Source organism: Pseudomonas sp. AC255, assembly GCF_979258175.1.
The window spans coordinates 1123394-1147723 of sequence record NZ_OZ409841.1; the positions used below are offsets into that span (position 1 = coordinate 1123394).

Here is a 24330-nt window from a genome sequence, read left to right on the forward strand (position 1 = left end):
AACTAACCCACACCGTCTGGGGTGTGGAGATGGGCGTTTACTTCGCCCTCATCTACAGGAATTAAAATGAGCGAAAGCTTTGCGGAACTCTTTGAAGAAAGCCTGAAAACCCTGAACCTTCAGGCAGGCTCCATCATCACCGGTGTTATCGTTGATATCGATTACCAGGCTCGCTGGGTAACCGTTCACGCTGGTCTGAAGTCTGAAGCACTCATCCCGCTTGAGCAGTTCTACAACGATGCTGGCGAACTGAACATCAACGTTGGTGATGAAGTTCACGTTGCTCTGGATTCGGTTGAAGACGGCTTTGGCGAAACCAAGCTGTCCCGTGAAAAAGCCAAGCGCGCTGAATGCTGGATCGTTCTGGAAGCAGCCTTCGCAGCCGAGGAAGTGGTCAAGGGCGTTATCAACGGTAAGGTTAAAGGCGGCTTCACTGTCGACGTTAACGGCATCCGTGCGTTCCTGCCAGGTTCCCTGGTTGACGTCCGTCCAGTGCGCGACACCACGCACCTGGAAGGCAAAGAGCTGGAATTCAAGGTCATCAAGCTGGACCAGAAGCGCAACAACGTTGTCGTTTCCCGTCGCAGCGTCCTCGAAGCCGAGAACTCCGCCGAGCGTGAAGCTCTGCTGGAATCCCTGCAGGAAGGCCAGCAAGTCAAAGGTATCGTCAAAAACCTCACCGATTACGGCGCATTCGTCGATCTGGGTGGCGTGGACGGCCTGCTGCACATCACCGACATGGCCTGGAAGCGCATCAAGCATCCTTCCGAGATCGTCAACGTTGGTGACGAGATTGACGTCAAGGTTCTGAAATACGATCGCGAACGCAACCGTGTTTCCCTGGGCCTGAAGCAACTGGGCGAAGATCCATGGGTTGCTATCAAAGCCCGTTACCCAGAAGGCACTCGCGTTACCGCTCGTGTTACCAACCTGACCGACTACGGCTGCTTCGCTGAGCTGGAAGAAGGCGTTGAAGGTCTGGTACACGTTTCGGAAATGGACTGGACCAACAAGAACATCCACCCTTCGAAAGTCGTACAAGTCGGCGACGAAGTGGAAGTCATGGTTCTGGACATCGACGAAGAGCGTCGTCGTATCTCCCTGGGCATCAAGCAGTGCAAGTCGAACCCATGGGAAGACTTCTCTGGCCAGTTCAACAAGGGCGACAAGATCTCCGGCACCATCAAGTCGATCACCGATTTCGGTATCTTCATTGGTCTGGACGGCGGCATCGACGGTCTGGTTCACCTGTCCGACATCTCCTGGAACGAAGTGGGCGAAGAAGCCGTACGTCGTTTCAAGAAGGGCGACGAGCTGGACACTGTCATCCTGTCGGTTGACCCAGAGCGCGAGCGCATCTCCCTGGGCATCAAGCAACTGGAAAGCGATCCGTTCTCCGAGTACGTCTCGGTTAACGACAAGGGCGCTATCGTGACCGGTACCGTGAAAGAAGTTGACGCCAAAGGCGCCATCATCGTTCTGGCCGACGACATCGAAGCTACCCTGAAAGCCTCCGAAATCAGCCGTGACCGCGTTGAAGACGCGCGCAACGTTCTGAAAGAAGGCCAGGAAGTTGAAGCCAAGATCATCAGCGTTGATCGCAAGAGCCGCGTAATCCAGCTCTCGATCAAGTCGAAAGACGATGCTGAAGAGAAAGAAGCCATCCAGAGCCTGAAAGCAGCTCCGGAAGGTGAAGCAGCTGACACCACTATGGCGGCACTGCTGCGTCAAGCAATGGCCAAACAGAACTGAGTTCTGCTTGATCATTAAAAAGGGCGACTTCGGTCGCCCTTTTTTGTGCCTGCGATTTGGTCTTTGTACGTCCGTACATGAAACCAATGGCTTCGCCTGCGGGTCTGTTTCTTTAATCGGATCAATCGCCTATTCGCGACTAAGCTTGATCTTGAGTATTAGTCGTCAGGCTTGCCTGGCATAAGGAAGTGGATGAACAAGTTATTTGTTGTTGCGGTGGTCCTGGCGCTGGCAGGTTGCACCACCAGCGCGAAAACCCATGCGGTGCGCGGCGTCAGTGGTATCGAGGTCGATTGCTCCGGGTTGGGTTCCGGTTGGGAAAAGTGCCAGAGGCGCGCAGCGAAGGAGTGTAAAGGCAAGGGCTATAAGGTCATCACCCGTTCTGACGATGCCAAAGATGAAGACGAATACCCGTTTGGCTTCAATCCCGCAGGCTTCGTGACCCGAACCATGTTGGTGATGTGTCGTTAGGGCAGCGGCGATCCGACTCGCTACTGGAGTGCCCTGAAAATGGGCGTTTTGACCCCGGGAAAGATATGTCAATCCCTGGGCTGTTCAAAATCTTCCGGGCATGCTAAAACCTTTCAAGCGCTGATCTAGCTGCTTGAAAAAGAAGGGAAAAATATGACGAAGTCGGAGTTGATCGAACGAATTGTCACCCATCAAGGGCTACTCTCATCCAAGGATGTGGAGCTGGCCATCAAGACCATGCTTGAACAAATGTCTCAGTGCCTCGCCACCGGTGATCGTATCGAGATCCGTGGATTTGGCAGCTTCTCCCTGCACTACCGCGCACCGCGCGTCGGCCGCAACCCGAAAACCGGCCAGTCGGTAAGTCTGGACGGTAAATTCGTTCCGCATTTCAAGCCGGGCAAGGAATTGCGTGACCGCGTGAACGAAGAAGAGGAGGAGGGCGCTTGATCTCCGCTATTCAAATTCAAGGGGGCGTGAATGCGTAACCTGAAACGCATACTGCTTGGCGTTTTTCTTCTGCTGATGGTTCTGGTTGTTCTGGCGTTTGTGCTTGAAAACCAACAGTCAGTCTCGCTTTTGTTTTTCGGCTTTTCAGGCCCGCAGCTGCCGGTGTCGGTTGTCGCGGTTTTGGCATTGCTGGTCGGTATGCTCATCGGTCCGGTATTGGGCTGGTTTCTGGGCCGCGCGTCCAGAGCCGCACGCAAGGGGCTGGTCTGAAAGCGACGGGCGCACGGCATCTGTCGAAATTGCGCCTCAGCCTGTCTTTATCCATTAGTAAAACCATCATTAAGCTGTAAAATGCGTCCCTTGTTCGATCGTGCCTTAATGCATGTCGATTCAGACTGACTCTGACGGATGCCAATTGAAAGTGGCCTCTGCATTCATGGATTAGACCGCGCTCGCTGGCAGCGCTGTCCGCAGCTCAAGGGTATCGTTTCGCGTGAAAATTCTAGTTACCGGCGGTGCCGGCTTTATCGGCTCGGCAGTCATCCGTCACATCATCTCCAACACTTCCGATACGGTGGTTAACGTCGATAAGCTGACATACGCCGGCAATCTGGAGTCCCTGGCAGAGGTCAGCCAGAATTCGCGTTACGCCTTCGAGCGCGTCGATATCTGCGATCGTGACCAGATCGACCGTGTCCTGCGTGAACACCAACCCGATGCAGTCATGCACCTGGCCGCAGAATCTCACGTTGACCGCTCGATCTCCGGCCCGTCCGAGTTCATTCAGACCAATATCATCGGGACCTACACGCTGCTCGAAGCTGCGCGCCACTACTGGGCTGCGCTGGAAGACACGCGCAAAGCCAACTTCCGCTTCCACCATATTTCGACTGACGAAGTTTACGGAGACCTGGAAGGTCCGGAAGACCTGTTCACCGAAACCACGCCTTACCAGCCAAGCTCGCCTTACTCGGCCAGCAAGGCAAGCTCCGACCACTTGGTTCGTGCCTGGGCTCGCACTTATGGCCTGCCGACACTGGTTACCAACTGCTCGAACAACTACGGCCCATGCCACTTCCCTGAAAAGTTGATCCCGCTGATCATTCTCAACGCGCTGGAAGGCAAGCCACTGCCGGTGTACGGCAAAGGCAATCAGGTTCGTGATTGGCTGTACGTCGAAGATCACGCACGCGCGCTGTACAAAGTCGTCACCGAGGGCGTAATCGGAGAGACCTACAACATCGGTGGCCATAACGAAAAACAAAACATCGAAGTGGTGCATACCTTGTGTGCGTTGCTTGATGAATTGCGTCCTGATTCTGCCCATCGTCCTCACGCCAGCCTGATTACTTATGTTCAGGATCGCCCTGGTCATGACGTGCGTTATGCAATCGACGCGAGCAAGATCCAACGTGAGCTGGGATGGACTCCGGAAGAGACTTTCGAAACCGGTATCCGCAAAACGGTTGAGTGGTATCTGAACAACACCGAGTGGGTAGAGCACGTGAAGAGCGGCAGCTACCAGCAGTGGATTGATCAGAACTACGCCGATCGTTCGAACAAAGCATGAGAATTCTTCTGCTGGGCAAGAACGGTCAGGTCGGCTGGGAGCTCCAGCGCTCACTGGCGCCGCTTGGTGAGATGATTGCACTTGACCGTCACCTGGTTGATGGCTTCAGCGGCGATCTGTCAAATCTTGAGTCCCTGCGTGCAACGATTCGTCAGGTAAAGCCTGACGTTATCGTGAATGCTGCTGCCTATACGGCGGTCGACAAAGCTGAGTCGGAAACCGAGTTGGCAGATCTCGTAAACGGACTTGCGAGTGGCGTTATGGCGCAAGAAGCCGCAGCGCTGGGCGCGTGGCTGGTCCACTATTCAACCGATTACGTCTTCAGTGGCCAAGGCGTAACGCCCTGGCAGGAGACGGATGCTGTTGCGCCGGTGAATCACTACGGCTCCAGCAAGCTCGCTGGCGAACAGGCGATCATCGTATCCGGTTGCAAACACCTGATCTTCCGCACCAGCTGGGTTTACGGTGCGCGCGGTAACAACTTCGCCAGGACCATGCTGCGCTTGGCCAAAGATCGCGAAACATTGAACGTGATTGCGGATCAGATTGGGGCACCGACCGGGGCGGATTTAATCGCCGACGTAACGGCGTTGGCTATTCAGCAAGTTCTCAAGCATCCGGAGTTGGCCGGCCTCTATCACTTGGCAGCTGCTGGCGAAGTGTCGTGGTATGGATATGCAAGTCATGTACTTGACTTCGCAAAAGCGCAGGGCGAGGAATTGGCTGTTATGGCGGTCAATCCAATTGAAACTGCTGCCTATCCTACACCAGCTCGGCGACCCCTGAACTCGCGATTGGATACGCAGAAGCTGCGCAAAAATTTTTCTCTACACCTGCCGGATTGGCAGAGTGGTGTAACCCGAATGCTTAGGGAAGTTCTGAACAAATGACCATGATAAATCGTAAAGGCATTATCCTCGCAGGTGGATCAGGCACTCGTTTGCACCCACTTACTCTTGGCGTGTCCAAGCAAATGCTTCCGATTTACGATAAACCAATGATTTTTTATCCGTTGTCAGTGCTAATGCTGGCGGGGATGCGAGAAATCCTGATTATTTCGACTCCAGAAGATTTGCCTTGCTTCCGCAAACTCTTGGGTGACGGTAGTGTTTACGGTATTGAGTTGACGTACGCCGAACAGCCTTCGCCTGATGGTCTGGCCCAAGCGTTTATCATCGGCGAAGAATTCATCGGCAAAGATCCTTGCTGCCTGATTCTCGGCGACAATATTTTCTACGGTCAGCACTTCTCGGACAACTTGCGGTCTGCCAGTAGCCAAACGAAGGGTGCCACTGTTTTCGGTTATCACGTATCAGACCCAGAGCGTTTTGGCGTTGTTGAATTTGATGCATCCGGTCGCGCGCTAAGCATTGAGGAAAAACCGACCTCTCCTAAATCCAACTACGCTGTGACAGGCCTTTATTTTTACGACAACGATGTTGTTGAAATTGCGAAAAACATTAAGCCGTCTGAGCGTGGGGAGTTGGAAATTACCGACGTCAACCGTGCTTATCTGGAACAGAAATCGCTGAATGTTGAAATGCTGGGACGTGGTTTCGCGTGGCTCGATACGGGTACGCATGATTCCCTTTTGGAAGCGAGCCACTTCGTTCACACCATCGAGCAGCGCCAGGGACTGAAGGTCGCATGCCTGGAAGAAATCGCATTCAATAATGGCTGGATCGACAGGGCTCAATTGTCAGAGCAGGCTGAACGCTTGAAGAAAACCGGCTATGGCCAATACCTTTCCAATCTGCTGAGGTGATGAATAAGCCCTGTTTTTGACGTAGACCAAACCTCGTCGTTGACAGACTTACAGGGCCCTAGTTCAGAAATTCCACGAGCTGATGCGCTAATGTATCGGCAATATTCACAAGCTTCGATATTGATCGAACGAATCAGATCAAAACAAGGTTCAAAGACCATGCAAAACTCTGCCGTGAATCCTCGAAGCTCCGACGAGTTTGATGTTATTTTGATTGCTCGAGCCTTGCTGCGCCGTGCATGGGTAATCATTGGCATAACAGCTATCGCCGGGATTTTGGGTTTGCTTTACGTGGTATTCAGTGAACGTGTTTACGAAGCCAGGGGCTATCTGGTCCCGCCTACGCAAAGCGACATTGCAGACCTTAATACTGGCCGCACCAAAGAGTTCGAGCTCAGCCCTTATTCGATCGATGATGTTTACCGCATTTTTTTGCGTAACCTTCGATCTGAAGCATTGCGCCAGGAATTCTTTGCGAATGAATATTTGCCTTCACTCAGCTCGGATCAGCAAGCGCGTTCACGAGATGCATTGTATTCCGAGTTCGTCAGAAGGATTCAAATCAATCCGACTACTTCAGACGAGGCGGGTCGCTATGCCGTTGTCGTGCAAACGAATAGTGGCGAAAAAGCGGTCGACTGGATCAAAAAATATGTGAAACGGGCCGAGACGCTGGCGACCGAAGAAATAATGAAAAACGTTTCGTATGAAGCCAGAGTACATGCGAAGAACGTTGCTCAGGAAATCGATACCAAACGAGAGACCGGACAAACCGAACGAGAGGATGCGCTTGTTAAGTTGCGAGCGGCATTAAGCGTTGCCGAGTCTTCCGGGGTCCAGAAACCTACGATGGTTTTCGGCAGCTCATCTTCGGCGCTCGCGGGAAATATGGAAGGCGATATGAGCTTTCTAAGAGGCGCGGAAGCTTTGAAGGCGGAAATTAAAAACCTGGAACTCAGATCGTCCAACGATGCATTTATCAAAGAGCTACGGGAACTCCAAGCGAAGAAGAATTTCTTTGACAAGCTAGCCACCGCAGATCGCGAAATCGGCTTGTATCGTTACGACGGCGTAGTTGACGCACCTGAAAATGCAATCAAACCGAAAGCCTCACTGGTTATTGGTCTGGCGCTGGTGCTCGGTGCAATGCTAGGCCTGCTGACAGCATTTATGTTTTATCGTTTTGAAGAGTCGCGATAGGAATCTTGCATATGCGAAATCCACGCTGATTTTGTTGCCGGGCTATTTAGGAAGGAGGCGGGTTCTGACGCCTCCTGTCTGTTTTTGAAATTAACACCGACGATGTATACGTCGTTTTGAAGGTATGGCCGAATGAAGTTGCTAAAAACCGAGTTAGAGGAAGTAGTTATTGTCGAGCCAACGGTTTTTAGGGACGATCGCGGTTGGTTTGCTGAAACTTTCAACGAGCCGCGTTTTCATGGGGCGCTGGCCGATCTCGGTTTGCCGAAACCTCGTAGTTTTGTACAGGACAATCATTCCTGCTCGCAAAAAGGCGTGTTGAGGGGGTTGCATTATCAGCTTTCGCCTAGCGCCCAAGGGAAGCTCGTGAGAGTTGTTGCCGGTTCCGCTTTTGATGTTGCTGTGGATATAAGAAAAGGCTCTCCTACATTCGGAAAGTGGGTAGGTGTCGAACTGAGCGCAGCAAATAATCGAATGTTATGGATTCCTGAAGGCTTTGCCCACGGGTTCATGGCTTTGGAGGACGATACTCATTTCTTGTATAAGACAACTGATCTGTATTGCAAAGAACTTGAGCGCAGCATTAAGTGGGATGATCCCGAGATTGGTATTGAATGGCCTCCTGGGTTTGAGCCGGTTATCAGCGAAAAAGACCAGCAGGCGAAACCACTCTGTGAAGCAGATCTGCCTTACTTCTACATATCTGGCACGACAGAATCTGTAGAGCTGCAAGTGATTGGTGATGCTCGCGGCAGCTTGGTCTCTATTGAAAAGGGACCGCAAGTACCTTTTGAGATAAAGCGAGTTTATTATATTTTTGGTACGCAGCTAGAAGTCAGTCGTGGCTTTCACGCCCATAAGCAATTGCGGCAGCTCGCGGTTTGCGTGTCTGGTAAGTGCCGGATGGTGATGGATGATGGAACTTCCAGAAAAGAAGTTTGGCTGAATTCACCAGATAAAGGGGTGCTGATTAATAATCTCATTTGGCGCGAGATGCATGATTTCAGCGAAGACTGTGTATTGATAGTGTTCGCTAGTCAGGAATATGACGAGGCAGATTATATTCGCAATTATGACGATTTCATCAACGTCGTGACTGCTAACGCTAAATCCTGAGACGACGGCCTATCTGTCGTTTAGCGACGGATTTGACATGGTTTGGATAATACGGAATTACAGGTGTACTGATGATCGAGTTTCTAAGTTTAAAGGATGTAAACGCCGTCTATGCTGACGAGCTTAAATCTGCATGCGCGCGCGTTATCGACTCAGGCTGGTATATTCAGGGTAAAGAGCTCGAAGCGTTTGAGAAGGAGTTCGCACGGGTATGTAATGTGAAGTTTTGTCTTGGTGTGGCAAATGGTCTGGATGCTCTCAATCTGATCCTTAGGGCCTGGAAGCTCCTCGGAAAGCTGAAGGATGGTGATGAGGTCATTGTTCCAGCCAATACTTATATTGCGAGTGTTCTAGCTATTACCGAAAACGGACTGACACCGGTATTAGTTGAGCCTGATGCATCGATGAATATCTCGCCAGCCCAGATAATGTCGGCGATCAGCACCAAGACCAAGGTGATATTCCCGGTCCATCTGTACGGGCAGCTGGCTGATATGCCAGCAATCATGAATATTGCAAAAGATTATGGCTTATTGGTTTTGGAAGACTCGGCACAGGCTCATGGCGCGAGTATCCAAGGCAAAAAAGCAGGCGGTTGGGGCGATGCATCTGGTTTCAGTTTTTACCCAGGTAAGAATCTCGGCGCTTTGGGAGATGCCGGCGCGGTAACCACAAATGATGAAGAACTGGCAGCAGTAGTAAAAGCGTTGCGAAATTACGGGTCCCATGAAAAATACAAAAATATTTATCAGGGTGTAAACAGTCGCCTTGATGAAATTCAGGCTGCAATGTTGAGCGTGAAATTGAAATACCTTGAAGAGGATATTCAGCGTCGCAGGGAAATTGCAGATCTATACATGCGTCGAATCGATAATGAATTTATTCGTCTGCCACTCGATAAAGATGTATCAGCGCTTGGCCTCGAAAGCCACGTTTGGCACCTTTTTGTTGTCCGTTCGGATACTCGCGATGCACTTCAGAAGCATTTGGCTGGAGCCGGGATCCAGACACTGATTCATTATCCGATTCCTCCTCATAAACAGGAGGCTTATAAAGAGTGGAACGAACTATCTTTCCCTGTTACCGAGGAAATCCATTCACAGGTGCTGAGCTTGCCCATAGGTCCGACAATGTCTGTTGCGGACGCGGAAGCAGTCATCAGTGCATGTAACAGTTTCAACGGTATTGGTTGAAATAATGACGCTCATAAAAACAAGCCTTCTCAACGGGATTGCGGTTCTCGTTAAAATGCTTACTCTCTTGGGTATCAATAAGGTGTTGGCGATTTATGTCGGCCCTGTAGGTTACGCCGCGCTTGGTCAGTTTCAAAATGCCATCCAAATGATAACGACATTTGCCAGCGGCGCGATCAATACAGGTGTGACAAAATATACCGCCGAGTACCATTATGACGAGAAGAAACAGCAATCGGTCTGGAGAAGTGCGGGCACAATAGCCATTTGCGGCTCGTTGATATGCAGCGTCATTATCGTTTTATTCAGTAAAGAACTAGCCGCCTGGATTCTCAATAATGATCAGTTCGGCGGCGTTTTCAGGTGGTTTGCTGGAACGCTGGTCTTTTTTACCCTAAACACATTGCTTTTAGCTATATTGAACGGCAAAAAGAGCTGCTTCGCTATGTAGCGGCCAATATCGTCGGAAGTGTTTTTGCATTGGTGGTTACAACCGCGCTGGCGATATTTTCCGGGCTTTATGGTGCATTGATCGCATTGGCGATTTATCAGTCGATCAGTTTTTTTGTCACGCTATATATTTGTTCGGGTGCTGACTGGTTTCGTTTCAGCTATCTTTTTGGGCGGATAGACAAATTAGTCGCAAAGAATTTTCTCAAATATACGGCAATGGCTTTGACGTCAGCGGTTTGTGTGCCGGTAAGCCACATCTTCGTACGTAACTATCTGGGTTCTTCGTTCGGATGGGAATCTGCCGGTTACTGGGAAGCCATGTGGCGCCTCAGTGCCGCATATTTGATGTTAGTAACTACTACTCTAAGCGTTTATTATCTGCCCAGACTGTCAGAGTTAACTCATCACGAAGAGATCAAGGCGGAAATTCTGCAAGGATATCGGTTTATCCTGCCATGCGCTGCGATTTGCGGATTGATCATTTATTTGCTGCGTGATTTCATTATTCACATCTTATTTACCAGTGATTTTCTGCCGATGCGAAATTTATTCGCTTGGCAGATTGTAGGCGATACGCTGAAGATTGGTAGTTGGATATTGGCATACGTTATGCTCGGCAAAGCGATGTTCAAGCTGTTCATTCTTTCTGAAATAATATCGGCTGCTTGTTTTTACCTGTTTACAGTAATGTTTACGAGCCATATTGGCTTGGAGGGTGTCTCTCTTGCCCATGCGGTAAATTATGCAATTTACTGGCTGTTGATGACGTGGTTTGTTTATAGAGCGCTGAGAAGGATGCGGCCGGAAGTGTTGGCTGGCTAACGCTTGTTAGACAATGGATTTATTTTGCTGAGGCGCTTACGTTGAATACCTATAATCCGAAAGTTTCTGTAATGATCATTACTTATAATCAAAAACATTTGATTACAGAAACAATTGAGAGCGTTCTTTCACAAGACTACGATAACCTTGAGATCGTTGTTGCGGATGACGCGTCGACCGATGGAACGCAGGAGGTCATTTTAGATTTTCAACGGAAGTATCCTGATGCCGTAGTACCCGTTCTGAATAAAAAAACCTGGGTATTACAGGCAATTCGAACGCGGCGTTCTTTGCATGCACTGGGGATTTGATTGCGATTTTAGGGGGGACGATCTGTTTCTCCCCGGCAAAATCAAGGCTCAGGTCGAGCAATTCAAGGATCCAGTTGTGGTTCTCTCTTATCATCCAGTTGATATTTTCAATCATGCTGATGGTAAGGTCCTGTTCCGAACTAACACAACAGAGAAAGAAAAGATTCACAATGTTGAGGACTTGATCGCCAAGGGCGGAATTCCAGGTGCATCTTCCGTCATGGTCCGGCGCTCTGCTTGTCCACAACATGGCTTTGATCCGCTCTTTCCAGTAGTTTCGGATTGGATTTTCTATATCGAAGTGGCGCTGCAGGGCGAAATTCGAGAGTTGCCAGGCGTTTATGGTAAATATCGTAAGCACGGGCTTGGCGCAAGCGATAGAACTTTTGAATTGCTTGAAGAATCCTTGCTGACAGTCGACCTGATTTCGCAACGATATAGCGGGCACGAGTCCATTCAGCGCGCCTGCGAAAAAGGCGGATATCGCTATCTCCTCGGTGAGTTATTCCGGCAAGTAGTCAAAAGGAACCGCGCCAACGTGGAAGCGTTGTACCCAATGTTTTTGAAATATTCCTCGGGTGCAAAACGTTCGGTTACCCGATTAGCTTTTTTCTTCTTCGCAACCCACTCTTTTTTGGTTTGGTATCTAGAGTTCTGCCGAATTTAAAAAATGCTTTGAAGCGGAACGTATAAGTCATGCTAAATCCAGCATTCGTTTATATAACAATGTGGTCGCTGGTTCTTTTGTTGTATGCATTTGGATTGACTACCAATCTTGTCTCTCCGACGGCTGTAGGCCTGATGGTAATATTGATGAATATGGTCAGTATTATTCTCTTGTATGTACTGGTCAGCAGGCGGAGAAATGTGCAATCTGCCAGTCCTGATCTGGTGGCGAGTTATGTCTCGAATGTTGGTAGGTTTTTTCGTCTGCTTCTATGTATTTGGGCGCTGGGTACTGTTTTTGAAATTTATTACTCGGCGGGCGTCCCACTTTATTGGCGACTGGCTGGAATAAACAAGCTGTACACGGAATTTGGCGTGCCTTCTCTTCATGGCGTCATGAATGCCTGTTATTTGCAAATTTTGTCGATGGCGACTTATTTGGCTATAAAGACAAGGTCTAAGAAGGTTGTATTGGTAATTGTAGTACTGCTGCTATGGCCAGTGCTCATGTTAGGACGCGGAATTTTGTTGAGTGGCCTTATACAAATCGTCTGTGTGTCGCTTTTGCTGACCCGGATTTCCTATAAGAAGATATTCGCTCTGATGCTTCTGGCCTTGTTTGTGGTGGTCGTTTTCGGCTATCTAGGCGATATGCGGCAAACGTCCAATCCATTCGCCTATCTGATTTCCGGGCAATCCGCCGAGGTGTTCGATGCGCTACCTAGTGGGTTTCTTTGGTTTTATGTGTACTTGACCGCTGGACTCAGTAATTTTTTTCATAATATCGACACAATAACGCCAGCCTGGTCAGTCTCATATTCAATGTCCAATATGCTGCCGTCTGTCGTTAAAGCTTTTTTCGGCCTGGATGCGAGAAATGATCTGTTCACCTTCGTCGACAGAAACCTGAATACTTCAACAATCTATGCAGGTTTCGTATCCGATGCAGGTGCGTTTGGAGGCTTTCTTTTTGTCGCGTTGATTCAGTTCATCTGCTGCTGCATTTATAATGCATCACTAAAGGGCAAGCCATGGGGGATCTTTGCGTATTCGGTTGCGTTTCAGATCCTTGTTTTTTCAATCTTTTACGACATGTTTTTCTTGCTGCCAACGCTTTTTCAATTTTTTATATGCTATTCGCTTTATGTGTTTACCAATCTGCGTTTTGGCAATCGGAAAGAAACTGCGATGCAAGATACATAGCTGGTCGTTATTCTACGAGCCAGCTTGGCAACACTGCTTATTGACGATTTTCAGAGGGGTATCATGAAAAAGATTCTAATCACCGGCGGCGCGGGATTCATCGGGTCGCATCTCGTTCCAAAATTGCTGAGTACCAATCACTCCGTCAGGATCCTGGATCCCTTGACGGTGCAGGTGCATGGCAGCCTTCCAGTTGATCTCGACTGGTTGAACGGTGAAGGGGTTGAGTTCATTCGTGGTAGCGTTACCTCACGCGAAGATTGGGTTAAAGCCTTGGACGGTGTCGATGGCATTGTTCATTTGGCTGCCGAAACCGGCACAGGCCAATCGATGTACGAGATCGCCCGATACAATGAAGTGAACTCCCAGGGAACTGCATTGATGTTCGACGTGCTGGGAAAGCTGCCATCCCACAATGTCAAACGGATCATACTGTCTTCCAGCCGCTCGGTTTATGGTGAGGGCGCGTACATCAATCCGCAGACCAATCAGCGCGTGTGTCCTGCCGCGCGGTCAGCAGAAGCGTTGGCCAAGCAAATGTGGGAGCCTGTATGCCCTTCGACTGGTACAGCACTGGAGTTGGTTCCGACTACTGAAACGGACCTCATCGCGCCTTCCTCTTTCTATGCTGCTACAAAGTATGCACAAGAGGATCTGGTTCGTATTGGTGGGCAATCAATGGGCATTGATTACACTATCTTCCGTCTGCAGAACGTCTACGGTGAACGTCAATCGCTGAATAATCCATACACCGGTATTCTCTCGATCTTTTCAACAAAGATTCGCCGCAACAGCGTTCTCCCTCTTTTCGAAGACGGTCTTGAGAGCAGGGATTTCGTTCATGTTGACGATGTCACCGATGCGCTGCTTGCCGGGTTAATGGTCGAGAAGTCTCCGAACACTATCGTCAACGTAGGTAGCGGTGTTGCTACTTCGGTCAAAGAAGTGGCGGAAGAACTGACGCGTGCATTTGGCAAAGAGCCCAATGTGCAAGTAACCGGCCAATTCCGCGTGGGTGATATTCGTCATAACTACGCCGACATCCAGCGCTTGAATGATTTGCTGGGTATCCGACCCAAAGTAACGTTGCAGGAAGGCCTGAAGCGGTTCGCCGAGTGGGTCCAGCAGCAGCCCTTGCCTGAGGATCAGCTTGAAAAAGCGAACCAGGAATTGCGCGCACGCAAGCTGATGAATTAAGGAGAATTCTGTGGAGCAGTACGAAGCAAGTTTATGCAACTTATTGCATGCAGACATCGTGCGGCAGCGGTTATTGTTTAACGCTCCGCCGAGGACATCCAGGATCAGACTGATGATCGGGATGCTCTCGCCCAGATTTGCTCCTGTGCTGCTCTACAGACTGGCCTATGCAACGAATCGCAAAGGGCTCAAGGTGCTCGCGCGCTTTTTCTCGCTCCTGAATTACACTTTTTTTGGGATAGAAATTGCGGTGGTTTGCAAGATAGGGCCAGGTTTGTTTTTTCCGCACACACAGGGGACTGTAATTGGCGCTGTCAGTATCGGCGCAAACGCAGTTATTTATCAGGGCGTGACTCTCGGTGCGAAGGATCTGGATTTCACCTATGACGAAGCCCATCGCCCGGTAATCGGCAATAACGTAGTAGTAGGTGCCGGTGCGAAAGTCTTGGGGGGTGACGGTGGGTAATAACGTCGTCGTGGGCGCTAATTCGGTATTGCTTATTGATGTCCCTGACGACGTCGTGGTAGCGGGAATGCCAGCGAAAATTGTTAAACAACGGGCGATACAGTCTTGAATCATTTGCTTAAAGATAAAAATATCTTATACATTGCTCCGGCTTTTTTTGGTTATGAGAGCGATATTAAGAAAGAGCTTGAAAAGCAAGGTGCAAGCGTAACTTTTTTGCTGGACCGTCCTTTCAATTCTGCTTTTCTAAAAGCGCTCACCCGTGTTAGAAGAGAGTGGGTGATAGGCTCCGCGAATCGTTATTATCACGCCGCGTTGGCGTCAGACACTACCGATTTTGATTACGTGTTCGTGGTCAATGGCCAGACCCTTTCAAGAGATACACTGGCTGCTTGGCGGCAACGTTATTCTTCGGCAAAGTTTATACTTTATATGTGGGATTCTTTTTCCAATCGACAGCAGACGTTGGAAAATCTTGAGTTCTTCGACAGTATTTTCACATTTGACAAAAATGACGCTGATCAATATCACGTCAATTTTCGTCCTTTGTTTTTTTCGGCTGGTTTCGAATCTACAGTAGAAACGCCGGTGCTTTACGATATCAGTTTTATCGGTACTGCTCATACAGACCGGTTCTCAATCGTAGAAAAGGTCGACGGCCAGCTCAGTCCATCCATTCGTAGATATTGGTATCTTCTCCTTCAGGCCAAATGGGTTTATTGGGCATATCGCCTTACCAATAAGAATTTTCGCACTGCGAGAATGGAGAAGTTTAGGTTCGAGTCTATTGCCAAGACGGAAGTGCAGCGCGTTTTCAATGCGTCAAGGGCGATACTCGATATTGAGCATCCTCAGCAAACAGGTCTGACCATGCGCACACTGGAAACACTCGGCGCGCGGAAAAAGTTGGTAACCACCAATGCCAGTGTCAAATTTTATGATTTCTATTCTGAAGACAATATTTCGATCATCGACCGTAATAATCCTGTCATTTCAGAAAGATTTCTGAATACGCCTTATAAGACTGTCGAGTCGCATGTCTATCGCCGCTATAGTTTGAGTGGATGGCTCGAAGAAATCATCAATACGGTGAATAAATTATGAAAGTGCTAGTGACCGGGGCAAGTGGATTTATCGGCCAGTCTTTATGCGAGCATCTTCAGTCGAGTGGTTTATCTGTTCGAGCGCAGATGAGGAGACGGCAGGCATCTGCGGCCGATTATGACTGCCTGATTGGCGAATTGGACGATCCTGCTTTTCTATCGATCGCATTGGCAGGGGTTGATGTCGTTATCCATCTTGCGGGTCGGGCACATCAGTTTGGCAAGGACGCCGCTAACCTGAATGCCATGATGGCCGTCAACAGAGACCTCACCGTACGGTTGGCTGCCGAGGCTGAGAGAAATGGGGTAAAACGATTTGTTTTCGTTAGTTCCATCGGTGTGAATGGTGTGGAAACTGATTCTGCTTCGATAGATGAACGTTCCCCACCTAACCCCATCAAGGATTATGCGCTATCCAAACACGAAGCCGAGATTGCACTTTCGGCTCGATACATTGATCAATCTGGCCCCATGGATCTGGTCATTATCCGCCCGCCGCTCGTTTACGCTGCCAATGCGCCGGGGAATTTTCGAAAGCTGCTAAAACTTGTCGACAAAGGTATACCGCTGCCTTTTTCAGGCGTTGCCAATCAGCGAAGCATGATCTCACTGAACAATCTCACAGATTTCATGAGGGTATGCGCAACCCATCCAAGCGCTGGTGGGGAACTGTTCGTTGTATCTGATGGTCAGGATTTTTCTCTGCCTGAGATTCTTCAGGCGCTTTTCGAAGGCAAGAGCAAGGCGCCCCGACTGTTCTATTTTCCTGTCACACTCATGTCTGCTGCAGCTCGACTAGTCGGCAAAGGCGCTCTGATGACCCAGCTTTGCGGTTCTTTTGTCATCAATTCCGAAAAAGCACGCACTCTGTTGAATTGGGTGCCACCTTTCTCTGCGCGTGATGAGCTCGTCAAATCGGCACGAGATTTTAAATAATTTGGTGTCGCATGCCGCTCGAACCAGGAACGGCTCAATAAGGAGTTTTTGATGTTGTGGTTGTTTTTGTCGATTATTGCAATCGTGTCGTTCGCACTGACGTGGATTCTTCGTAAATACGCGATTGCACGCAGTTTGATCGACGTGCCAAACGCACGTAGTTCGCACACGATCCCCACTCCGAGAGGGGGCGGTGTCGCAATCGTTTTAGGTTTCCTTGCGGCTACGGCGGCCATGTATTGGATGAGTTTATTACCATTGAACCAAACCGTTGCGTTCTTGGGTGCGGGCACGTTGGTGGCAATTCTAGGGTTTCTCGACGATCACGGACATATAGCTGCAAGATGGCGTCTACTGGGGCATTTTCTTGCGGCATTCTGGGCTTTGTACTGGATTGGCGGACTTGCGCCTGTCTCGATTCTGCAAATGAAGATCGATCTTGGCTTGTTCGGCTATCTCGTTGCAGCGATGTTCCTGGTGTGGATGCTGAATCTTTATAACTTCATGGATGGTATCGATGGTTTGGCGAGCGTCGAGGCTGTCACGGTTTGTGTGGGGATGGCTTTTCTCTACGGGGTACAGGGGAACGCCGAAGTCGCAGGACCGCTTTTGCTCGCAAGCGCGGTTGCAGGTTTCCTTTGCTGGAATTTCCCGCCTGCGCGAATTTTTATGGGGGACGCGGGTAGCGGGTTTCTGGGTATTGTTTTGGGAATGTTTGCGCTTCAGGCGGCGTGGGTGTCCTCTGAACTATTCTTCGCTTGGCTGATTCTGTTGGGGGTTTTCATTGTCGATGCGACAGTCACCTTGATTCGTCGCTTGCTTCGCGGTGACAAGGTATACGAGGCCCACCGCAGTCATGCCTATCAATTTGCTTCCCGGCATTACGGTCGGCATCTGCCGGTAACGCTGGCGAGCGGCGTATTGAACATTGCATGGTTGTTGCCTGTCGCCTTTCTTGTAGTCTACGGAAAGCTCGATGGCTTGCTCGGATTGCTCGTGGCGTATGTACCTTTGGTGCTGCTGGCACTAAAATTCCGTGCCGGGGATGTGGAAGTACGCTGATTCCATGTCGGTTTTGCGCATCAGACTTCGTCGAATCCTGAAAAAAGGACATTGGCTGGCAAGCTGTTTCTGTTAGGTACTCAAAGGATTTATGGATAAATTACGTAGTTTTTTGGTGGGGCTACCGCGTCGGCAGAAACGCCTGATACAGGTGTCCGCGGACATAGCCCTGGTTTGGCTGGCTTTGTGGCTATCCTTCGTAGTCCGATTGGGACTTGATGTAATCATCAACCCTTTCAAAATGCACGAAGTGCTGTTTCTGGCCGCCCCAGCCATCGCCATTCCTTTATTTATCCGTTTTGGAATGTATCGTGCCGTCATGCGTTACTTCGGTAACGATGCACTTATCGCAATCGTCAAGGCTGTCAGCCTCTCATCCTTGATACTCGGCGTGGTAGTTTTCTGGTACAGCAATCATCAAAATATTGTGCCCAGATCGATCATTTTCAACTATTGGTGGCTGAGCCTGATCATGATAGGTGGCTTGCGGCTTGCCATGCGCCAATATTTTCTGGGTGACTGGTTTACCGCGGCTCAGCATGTACCTTTCACCAACCGTGATGATGGACTGCCCAAGGTTGCAATTTACGGTGCCGGCGCGGCGGGTAATCAGTTGGTAGCAGCATTGCGCATGGGGCGAGTCATGCGCCCGATTGCCTTTATCGATGACGACAACAGTATCGCGAATCGGGTGATCGCCGGCCTGCAGGTTTATAAACCAAAGCACATTCAAAGCATGATTGATGCCACTGGAGCGCAGGAAATCCTGTTGGCGATACCCTCAGCAAACCGGGTTCGTCGTCGAGAGATCCTCGGGTTTCTGGAAGGCTTTCCGCTCCACGTTCGAAGCGTCCCAGGATTTATGGATCTGGCGAGTGGACGGGTGAAAGTAGATGATATCCAAGAGGTGGATATCGCTGACTTGCTCGGGCGCGACGCTGTGCCCGCGCAGGAGAACCTTCTCGAACATTGCATCAAAGAACAAGCTGTAATGGTCACCGGGGCTGGCGGTTCCATCGGCTCGGAATTGTGCCGACAGATACTTGAACTGCGCCCAACGACATTGATTCTGTTTGAACACAGTGAATTCAATTTATATAGCATTCTTTCTGAACTGGAACAGCAAATCACGCGTAAGTCGTTGTCAGTCCGACTTCTGCCCATACTCGGTTCCGTGAGTAATCCAGGCAAGTTGCTCGATGTCATGAATACGTGGCAGGTAAATACTGTTTATCACGCCGCAGCCTATAAGCACGTGCCTATCGTTGAGCATAATATTGCCGAAGGCGTTCTCAATAACGTAATCGGAACGTTGAACACGGCCGAGGCTGCTTTGAAGGCTGGAGTGGCAAATTTCGTTTTGATTTCAACGGACAAGGCTGTGCGTCCGACTAATGTCATGGGAAGCACGAAACGACTTGCCGAACTGACCTTGCAAGCATTGAGTCGAGAGATTGCCCCCGTCTTGTTTCGAGATACCGCTAACGTATCTCATGTGAACAAAACGCGTTTTACCATGGTACGTTTCGGGAACGTACTTGGTTCCTCAGGCTCCGTTATTCCACTGTTCCATAAACAGATCAAGTCTGGAGGGCCGTTGACCGTCACCCATCCCAGAATAACCCGCTATTTCATGACCATCCCGGAGGCGGCCCAGTTGGTAATCCAGGCCGGCTCCATGGGTATGGGGGGAGATGTGTTTGTTCTGGATATGGGGGAGCCGGTGAAAATCGTCGAGCTGGCAGAAAAGATGATTCATCTTTCGGGCTTCAGCGTTCGCTCTGAGAAAAATCCTCACGGAGACATCGCGATCGAATTTACCGGACTGCGGCCGGGAGAAAAATTGTATGAGGAACTGCTGATAGGCGACAACGTCGTCGAGACACCTCATCCCATGATCATGAGTGCCAACGAAGATTTTATTCCTTGGGACATACTCAAAGCGAAATTATCAGAATTGATAGCTGCCGTTGAGGCTGATGACTATGCTCTAGTTCGCCAGTTATTGCGAGATACGGTCAGTGGATATACACCGGATGGTGAAATCGTTGACTGGATATATCAACAACGGCGACTTGATCCTTAAATCGCAAATTCGGGTTGTGGAGTGATATTCAGTCCGTAGCGTTCACCCAATATTTGGCATCAGCTAGCTCTCCTTGGCTTGAGATCTTGCCGCCAAACTAAGTCCTGCTTACAGGGCTTTAATTATTCAAAGGGGCTCTATTTTGCTGTCCTTAGTCGTTCCAGTTTACCGTAATGAGGGCTCTCTCCCTGATCTGCTCAGCGCAATTGATTTGATGAACGATCAATTGTTGAGGGATTTGGAAGTGGTTTTTGTGGTTGATGGAAGTCCGGATAATTGCTACGAGCTGCTCAGGCAAGAATTACCGAACAGGAAATTTCGCTCTCAATTGATATTGCTTTCGCGGAATTTTGGTTCTTTCATGGCAATCCGTACAGGGTTTCAGTTTGCTAGTGGAGAACGATTTGCCGTGATGGCTGCGGATCTCCAGGAACCACCAGAACTGATCAGTAGCATGAACAGCTTATTGATTACCAAAAATTTTGACATTGTCGTCGGTGTGCGGGACGGAAGGGATGATCCATTTATGTCCCGGACAGCCTCAAGGATTTTTTGGGGGCTCTATCGTCGCTATGTTGTACCGGAGATACCTCTTGGCGGCATTGATATTTTTGCCTGTAACAAACCTTTCAGGGACACACTGTTAACACTTCAAGAGCGCCATAGTTCTCTGGTCGCGCAGATCTTCTGGTTGGGTTTTCGGCGCGGTTCTGTGAGGTATAAACGCCAAAAACGCCAGCATGGGAAATCTGCCTGGACGTTTCAAAAAAATTAAACTACATGGTTGATAGCGTATTTTCCTTTACGGATCTACCTATTCGATTACTTACAAGAGTCGGAGCAGTCGGATCAATCCTGGCATTTCTTTTTGGGATGCTCGTTGTGTGGGCGAAAGTTCATGGCGAAATACCAGTTCCCGGATATGCGGTTACTATGTTGATGATTACGTTTTTAGGTAGTCTGAATTTGATGGGGCTCGGTATTGTAGGTTCCTATGCCTGGCGAACTTATGAGAATACAAAAAACAGACCGTTGGCAATTCCTATGCGCGTCGAAAAGTTTGGATCTTGAAGTGAACCCATTACCTCAATTTATACATGATCGTGCTGTTTGCACGCCAAACCAAATTGGCGAGGGAACTTTCATTCGAGCCGATGTCCGCATCAGCCCATCGGCGTGTATCGGTCAGCACTGCTGTATTTTTGAGGGAGTAACCGTTGAAAATGATGTAGCTATCGGCGATCGCGTGATAATCAAGAATCAAGCGAGAATTTTTGAATGCGTCGTTGTTGGAGACGATACATTCATTGGTAATGATGTCGTAATCCATGGTTATTTAAGCGGCTCTGAAAAGTCGCAACAAACCAAAATCGGCCGTAATGTCTATTTAGGTGATGGCGTAGAAGTGCAGGCAAACGTCATAATTGGCGATTTCGCAGTTATAGGTGCAGGCGTTTTGGTGACCAAATCAGTACCTGATTATGCCATTATAAGCGGAGCGTCTGCGCAAGTTTTAGGCAATAAAATCAATCCAAGCGTTGACCCGTCGCTGAATCATTTGGAAGATCATGTTGTGAGCGCTCGACAAACTTCAGTGAAAGGCGTCACGCTGCACGATATACATAAGGTCGAAGACGAGCGTGGCAAACTTTCAATGGGGGAATTTGGGCGTAATATCCCATTCATGGTATCTCGCTATTTTCTTGTTTACGCTGTCCCAGCCGAAGAAGTCCGCGGTAATCATGCTCATTTCAAGTGTCATCAGTTCCTGATTGCGGTAAATGGCTCTATTTCAGTGGTTGCTGACGATGGTGTCAATCGGGAGAAGTTCGTTCTGGATCGAGCTGATAAAGGACTTTACCTTCCTCCTATGACATGGGGTGTTCAGTATGAATACTCCGAAGACGCTGTGCTTCTTGTATTGGCCTCAGACTACTATGACAATGAAGACTATATCCGGAACTATGATGAGTTCATTGCTCATATTACTCTGGCCTCGAGGTCTACTGGTGTCTAAGATTTCAGGCGGTGCTACTATATTTTGCAGATTTGTATTGTCTGGCGGCTTTAATACCATTGCAACCTATGCTCTTTATTTGATTTTGCTCGGTTTTTTTTCGTACCAGATAAGTTATGCGGTAGCTTATGTGTCAGGGGTAATTCTGGCTTACTATCTGAATAGCAAGCTGGTTTTCAAAAGTAATCAAGGCCTGCGCTCAGTGCTTTTGTTTCCGCTTGTTTATGTGATCCAGTATATATGGAACGGCTTTGTGCTGTGGGTTGCGGTTGAAAAATTCGGTGTTAATAGCGAGTTTGCTCTGCTTGTTGTTATTTTGTTGTTTGTCCCGGTTAGCTATTTTTTGTCGCGCAAAATTTTCTCGGCTAATAACTATAAATAAGGCGTGTTAAATTGAATAGGTCCTCTATTTGCTGCGGTATTGCAGTGGCAATTGTTTTTCTGATAATGCATTCGGTTTTGGGGTTTATTCCCGTTCGCGACGGCGCAGGTTGGGATGGAAGTGTGTATGTTCAATACGTGGAAGCTTTGGCTAAAGGTCTCCCTGTTGTCGGGGATCCTTACCGCTCTATTCGTATTTCAGGATTCATTCCATTAGTCGTTGCTTCGTATTTTGGTGCATCGACCGCTTCCTTGATTATCTTGCAAGCAATACTCAATGCTCTAATGTTGTCGGTCGCAGTTGTGGTTCTCCATGATGCGATGATTAAATTGAGTGTTAAGTCTGGTGTTGCGACTTTATCTGTGGCGACCCTGGCCTGCAGTTGGATGTTTATCTGCATGCCGGTATTTTATCCCATACTTAGTGACCATATTGCCCTTGCTGCTGCATGTGTCAGCATCTGGTGCTGGGTTCGCTCTTATCGTTGGATGATATACATACTTTGCGCATTTTGTGCGTGGCTAATGCCAGGGCTTTTTTTGATTCCTTTGGTGCTCGCAGCTTTCCCATTCCATTTTAATCAGGTAGCTGAAAAGTCGCGTGCAAAGCTCAGATTGACTTTGCTTTGGTTTGTCATTCTAGCGGCACCGCTAACCGTTCTGCTTCTTTTTGTTATCCATCATGTACCCTTGTCTGCTGTATCTGCCCATTCGGCAAGTCTAAATGGCAAAACCGCGAGCGTTGATATGTGGATGTTGTCGGCGTTCGCAATATTGATATCGTTGTACGTCATAATTTGGCTGGGTCTAAGGCTGATAGTTAGACCTGAAACATGGAAGTCTTTGAGTATTTACGGTTCATTTTTCGGTGTGCTTTTCTTTTCATTGTCTGCCTTGTTAATGAAAATCAGCTTCGACTGGAATACCGGGTTCGCCGGGCCTCCGTTATTGGATTATTTGCTTTATCAGTCACTTGCTGCGCCATTTAAACCGTTAGTTGCACATTTTATAAGCTTTGGTCCGGTAATCGTTCTAGCTTTGTTCGCTTGCCTGGCTTGGTCCCTCGGTTACGCACGTCCATTTCCTACCGGGCTTATCGTGCTATTTATAGCGCTTTTGCCGTTTTTGGCCTTTGGGTCAGAAAGCCGACAGTGGATCGCCGCGTTGCCGGTTATCGTTCTGATATACGCTCTTAGTGATTTTGCGTGGCGCACGCGGATCTGGTGTTTTATCTTTTCTGTCTTGTTATTGGTACCGGTGTTTTGGCTGAAGCAAAATCTCGCAATCGCTGCTGTCAAAGGGTTGGGGTTTCAGACATATCAATGGCAATTTTATTTTGGCAGGCAGGGGCCTTGGATGTCACTCACGACTTATCAATTAGGGGTCATTCTTATGTCGGTTTTCATCGCCTTTTCACTATTTATGCACTTCAGTAAAAACCGCCACTTCAAGGAGTTTTAGAAACTGAAAGTCGGGAAGGGCAAGGTTAATCACTCTATTGAAAAATCGGCCTCTCGAGTCCACCAGGGGTGGGATGGCCGATTTTCCTCTCCAGTACCTAAGTACCGTTATTTCTTTGGTTGCAGAATTCTTGCAGGATTACCCACCACTGTGACGTTTGCAGGTACGGAGCGCGTTACAACAGCTCCAGCGCCAATCATTGCATTTTCTCCAATTGTAATTCCTGGAAGAATGGTGCAATTGGCTCCCAACGAAGCTCCCTTGCAAATCACAGTACGGTCAAAACTTTCCGGGTAGACTTTGCTGCGAGGGAAACGATCGTTAGTGAATGTTGCGTTAGGACCAATAAACACGTCATCCGCGATGGAAATGCCGTCCCAGATCTGAACGCCGCATTTGATTGTCACCCGGTTTCCGATCACTACATCATTTTCGATGAAGACATGGTCGCAGACGTTACAGTCTTCGCCGATTTTTGCTTTCGGCAATACGTGTGAAAATGCCCAAATTCGGGTGCCTTTACCAATATGAGAGCTTTCACACAGGGCGTGAGAGTGTACGAAGTAATCTTTGGAATCGCTCATTTTTCCATCCCGGGTTGGCTTTTTCGATGGCGTAGTTTCGTAGAAAACACGCTCTATATCCATAC

General features: G+C 48.9%; 25 protein-coding genes and 2 pseudogenes. 26 read left to right on the forward strand and 1 reads right to left on the reverse strand.

Annotation, left to right across the window (positions count from 1 at the left end):
* The first annotated feature begins 66 nt into the window (after positions 1-66).
* From rpsA to ACZZ0K_RS05400, 26 genes and pseudogenes are all read left to right on the forward strand, one after another.
* Positions 67-1752, forward strand: coding sequence for a 30S ribosomal protein S1 (gene rpsA, locus ACZZ0K_RS05275; protein WP_016770920.1), 1686 nt, complete (start codon positions 67-69; stop codon positions 1750-1752).
* Between the two features lie 192 nt (positions 1753-1944).
* Entirely contained in the window at positions 1945-2223 is a 279-nt protein-coding gene (locus tag ACZZ0K_RS05280) for a hypothetical protein (protein ID WP_252878671.1), read from the forward strand.
* Positions 2224-2376: 153 nt separating this feature from the next.
* Complete coding sequence (gene ihfB, locus ACZZ0K_RS05285; RefSeq protein ID WP_007950920.1) at positions 2377-2673, forward strand: integration host factor subunit beta; 297 nt, start codon at positions 2377-2379, stop codon at positions 2671-2673.
* A gap of 30 nt (positions 2674-2703) precedes the next feature.
* The gene (locus ACZZ0K_RS05290; RefSeq protein ID WP_150742548.1) at positions 2704-2943 is read left to right on the forward strand and encodes a LapA family protein; all 240 of its coding nucleotides are present in this window, start codon (positions 2704-2706) and stop codon (positions 2941-2943) included.
* Between the two features lie 223 nt (positions 2944-3166).
* The gene (gene rfbB, locus ACZZ0K_RS05295) at positions 3167-4243 is read left to right on the forward strand and encodes a dTDP-glucose 4,6-dehydratase (protein ID WP_150742547.1); all 1077 of its coding nucleotides are present in this window, start codon (positions 3167-3169) and stop codon (positions 4241-4243) included.
* A complete protein-coding gene (gene rfbD, locus ACZZ0K_RS05300) occupies positions 4240-5133 on the forward strand; it encodes a dTDP-4-dehydrorhamnose reductase (RefSeq protein WP_150742546.1) in 894 nt (297 codons plus the stop codon). Before rfbB ends, rfbD begins: the two co-directional genes overlap by 4 nt.
* A complete protein-coding gene (gene rfbA, locus ACZZ0K_RS05305) occupies positions 5130-6008 on the forward strand; it encodes a glucose-1-phosphate thymidylyltransferase RfbA (protein WP_150742545.1) in 879 nt (292 codons plus the stop codon). The genes rfbD and rfbA overlap by 4 nt, the downstream gene beginning before the upstream one ends.
* A 159-nt stretch (positions 6009-6167) precedes the next feature.
* A complete protein-coding gene (locus ACZZ0K_RS05310; protein ID WP_191622384.1) occupies positions 6168-7208 on the forward strand; it encodes a Wzz/FepE/Etk N-terminal domain-containing protein in 1041 nt (346 codons plus the stop codon).
* A 132-nt stretch (positions 7209-7340) separates the two neighbouring features.
* Positions 7341-7895 (forward strand): annotated as a pseudogene (rfbC, locus tag ACZZ0K_RS05315) (dTDP-4-dehydrorhamnose 3,5-epimerase); the annotation flags it as partial.
* Between the two features lie 39 nt (positions 7896-7934).
* On the forward strand, positions 7935-8324 hold the full coding sequence (locus ACZZ0K_RS05320) for a sugar 3,4-ketoisomerase (protein ID WP_323620540.1): 390 nt from the start codon (positions 7935-7937) through the stop codon (positions 8322-8324).
* Between the two features lie 71 nt (positions 8325-8395).
* A complete protein-coding gene (locus tag ACZZ0K_RS05325; protein WP_258707042.1) occupies positions 8396-9517 on the forward strand; it encodes a DegT/DnrJ/EryC1/StrS family aminotransferase in 1122 nt (373 codons plus the stop codon).
* Positions 9518-9521: 4 nt separating this feature from the next.
* Positions 9522-9968 (forward strand): oligosaccharide flippase family protein, encoded by a 447-nt coding sequence (locus ACZZ0K_RS05330; RefSeq protein ID WP_463559003.1) that lies wholly within the window; start codon positions 9522-9524, stop codon positions 9966-9968.
* The gene (locus tag ACZZ0K_RS05335) at positions 9881-10792 is read left to right on the forward strand and encodes an O-antigen translocase (protein WP_463559004.1); all 912 of its coding nucleotides are present in this window, start codon (positions 9881-9883) and stop codon (positions 10790-10792) included. The genes ACZZ0K_RS05330 and ACZZ0K_RS05335 overlap by 88 nt, the downstream gene beginning before the upstream one ends.
* A gap of 41 nt (positions 10793-10833) precedes the next feature.
* Complete coding sequence (locus ACZZ0K_RS05340) at positions 10834-11103, forward strand: glycosyltransferase family 2 protein (protein ID WP_463559005.1); 270 nt, start codon at positions 10834-10836, stop codon at positions 11101-11103.
* Positions 11087-11770, forward strand: a complete 684-nt coding sequence (locus ACZZ0K_RS05345; protein ID WP_463559006.1) for a glycosyltransferase family protein — start codon at positions 11087-11089, stop codon at positions 11768-11770. Before ACZZ0K_RS05340 ends, ACZZ0K_RS05345 begins: the two co-directional genes overlap by 17 nt.
* 29 nt (positions 11771-11799) lie before the next feature.
* Positions 11800-12972, forward strand: coding sequence for an O-antigen polymerase (locus ACZZ0K_RS05350; RefSeq protein ID WP_258707040.1), 1173 nt, complete (start codon positions 11800-11802; stop codon positions 12970-12972).
* 63 nt (positions 12973-13035) lie between these two features.
* Complete coding sequence (locus tag ACZZ0K_RS05355) at positions 13036-14169, forward strand: NAD-dependent epimerase/dehydratase family protein (RefSeq protein WP_150742538.1); 1134 nt, start codon at positions 13036-13038, stop codon at positions 14167-14169.
* Positions 14170-14179: 10 nt separating this feature from the next.
* Complete coding sequence (locus tag ACZZ0K_RS05360; RefSeq protein WP_463559007.1) at positions 14180-14635, forward strand: serine O-acetyltransferase; 456 nt, start codon at positions 14180-14182, stop codon at positions 14633-14635.
* A 105-nt stretch (positions 14636-14740) separates the two neighbouring features.
* Positions 14741-15739, forward strand: coding sequence for a WaaS/CpsH family glycosyltransferase (locus tag ACZZ0K_RS05365; protein ID WP_252878668.1), 999 nt, complete (start codon positions 14741-14743; stop codon positions 15737-15739).
* Entirely contained in the window at positions 15736-16674 is a 939-nt protein-coding gene (locus tag ACZZ0K_RS05370; RefSeq protein ID WP_252878667.1) for an NAD-dependent epimerase/dehydratase family protein, read from the forward strand. The genes ACZZ0K_RS05365 and ACZZ0K_RS05370 overlap by 4 nt, the downstream gene beginning before the upstream one ends.
* Positions 16675-16722: 48 nt before the next feature.
* Positions 16723-17736, forward strand: coding sequence for an MraY family glycosyltransferase (locus ACZZ0K_RS05375; RefSeq protein WP_150742535.1), 1014 nt, complete (start codon positions 16723-16725; stop codon positions 17734-17736).
* A 91-nt stretch (positions 17737-17827) separates the two neighbouring features.
* The gene (locus tag ACZZ0K_RS05380) at positions 17828-19822 is read left to right on the forward strand and encodes a polysaccharide biosynthesis protein (RefSeq protein WP_150742534.1); all 1995 of its coding nucleotides are present in this window, start codon (positions 17828-17830) and stop codon (positions 19820-19822) included.
* A 142-nt stretch (positions 19823-19964) separates the two neighbouring features.
* A pseudogene (locus ACZZ0K_RS05385) lies at positions 19965-20893 on the forward strand (glycosyltransferase family 2 protein).
* A gap of 1 nt (position 20894) precedes the next feature.
* Complete coding sequence (locus ACZZ0K_RS05390) at positions 20895-21839, forward strand: WxcM-like domain-containing protein (protein ID WP_258707038.1); 945 nt, start codon at positions 20895-20897, stop codon at positions 21837-21839.
* A complete protein-coding gene (locus tag ACZZ0K_RS05395) occupies positions 21832-22221 on the forward strand; it encodes a GtrA family protein (protein WP_258707037.1) in 390 nt (129 codons plus the stop codon). The genes ACZZ0K_RS05390 and ACZZ0K_RS05395 overlap by 8 nt, the downstream gene beginning before the upstream one ends.
* 11 nt (positions 22222-22232) lie before the next feature.
* On the forward strand, positions 22233-23681 hold the full coding sequence (locus ACZZ0K_RS05400; protein ID WP_258707036.1) for a hypothetical protein: 1449 nt from the start codon (positions 22233-22235) through the stop codon (positions 23679-23681).
* Positions 23682-23788: 107 nt separating this feature from the next.
* Here ACZZ0K_RS05400 and ACZZ0K_RS05405 read toward each other — a convergent pair whose 3' ends face one another.
* Positions 23789-24265, reverse strand: coding sequence for an acyltransferase (locus tag ACZZ0K_RS05405; protein ID WP_150742529.1), 477 nt, complete (start codon positions 24263-24265; stop codon positions 23789-23791).
* Positions 24266-24330 lie beyond the last annotated feature (65 nt).

Coding starts and splice junctions, on each gene's coding strand:
- ACZZ0K_RS05280 (WP_252878671.1), top strand. CDS start 1,945: ATGAACAAGTTATTTGTTGTTGCGGTGGTCCTGGCGCTGGCAGGTTGC.
- ACZZ0K_RS05350 (WP_258707040.1), top strand. CDS start 11,800: ATGCTAAATCCAGCATTCGTTTATATAACAATGTGGTCGCTGGTTCTT.
- ACZZ0K_RS05325 (WP_258707042.1), top strand. CDS start 8,396: ATGATCGAGTTTCTAAGTTTAAAGGATGTAAACGCCGTCTATGCTGAC.
- ihfB (WP_007950920.1), top strand. CDS start 2,377: ATGACGAAGTCGGAGTTGATCGAACGAATTGTCACCCATCAAGGGCTA.
- ACZZ0K_RS05310 (WP_191622384.1), top strand. CDS start 6,168: ATGCAAAACTCTGCCGTGAATCCTCGAAGCTCCGACGAGTTTGATGTT.
- ACZZ0K_RS05370 (WP_252878667.1), top strand. CDS start 15,736: ATGAAAGTGCTAGTGACCGGGGCAAGTGGATTTATCGGCCAGTCTTTA.
- rfbD (WP_150742546.1), top strand. CDS start 4,240: ATGAGAATTCTTCTGCTGGGCAAGAACGGTCAGGTCGGCTGGGAGCTC.
- ACZZ0K_RS05330 (WP_463559003.1), top strand. CDS start 9,522: ATGACGCTCATAAAAACAAGCCTTCTCAACGGGATTGCGGTTCTCGTT.
- ACZZ0K_RS05380 (WP_150742534.1), top strand. CDS start 17,828: ATGGATAAATTACGTAGTTTTTTGGTGGGGCTACCGCGTCGGCAGAAA.
- ACZZ0K_RS05405 (WP_150742529.1), bottom strand. CDS start 24,265: ATGAGCGATTCCAAAGATTACTTCGTACACTCTCACGCCCTGTGTGAA.
- rpsA (WP_016770920.1), top strand. CDS start 67: ATGAGCGAAAGCTTTGCGGAACTCTTTGAAGAAAGCCTGAAAACCCTG.
- ACZZ0K_RS05290 (WP_150742548.1), top strand. CDS start 2,704: ATGCGTAACCTGAAACGCATACTGCTTGGCGTTTTTCTTCTGCTGATG.
- ACZZ0K_RS05355 (WP_150742538.1), top strand. CDS start 13,036: ATGAAAAAGATTCTAATCACCGGCGGCGCGGGATTCATCGGGTCGCAT.
- ACZZ0K_RS05345 (WP_463559006.1), top strand. CDS start 11,087: ATGCACTGGGGATTTGATTGCGATTTTAGGGGGGACGATCTGTTTCTC.
- rfbA (WP_150742545.1), top strand. CDS start 5,130: ATGACCATGATAAATCGTAAAGGCATTATCCTCGCAGGTGGATCAGGC.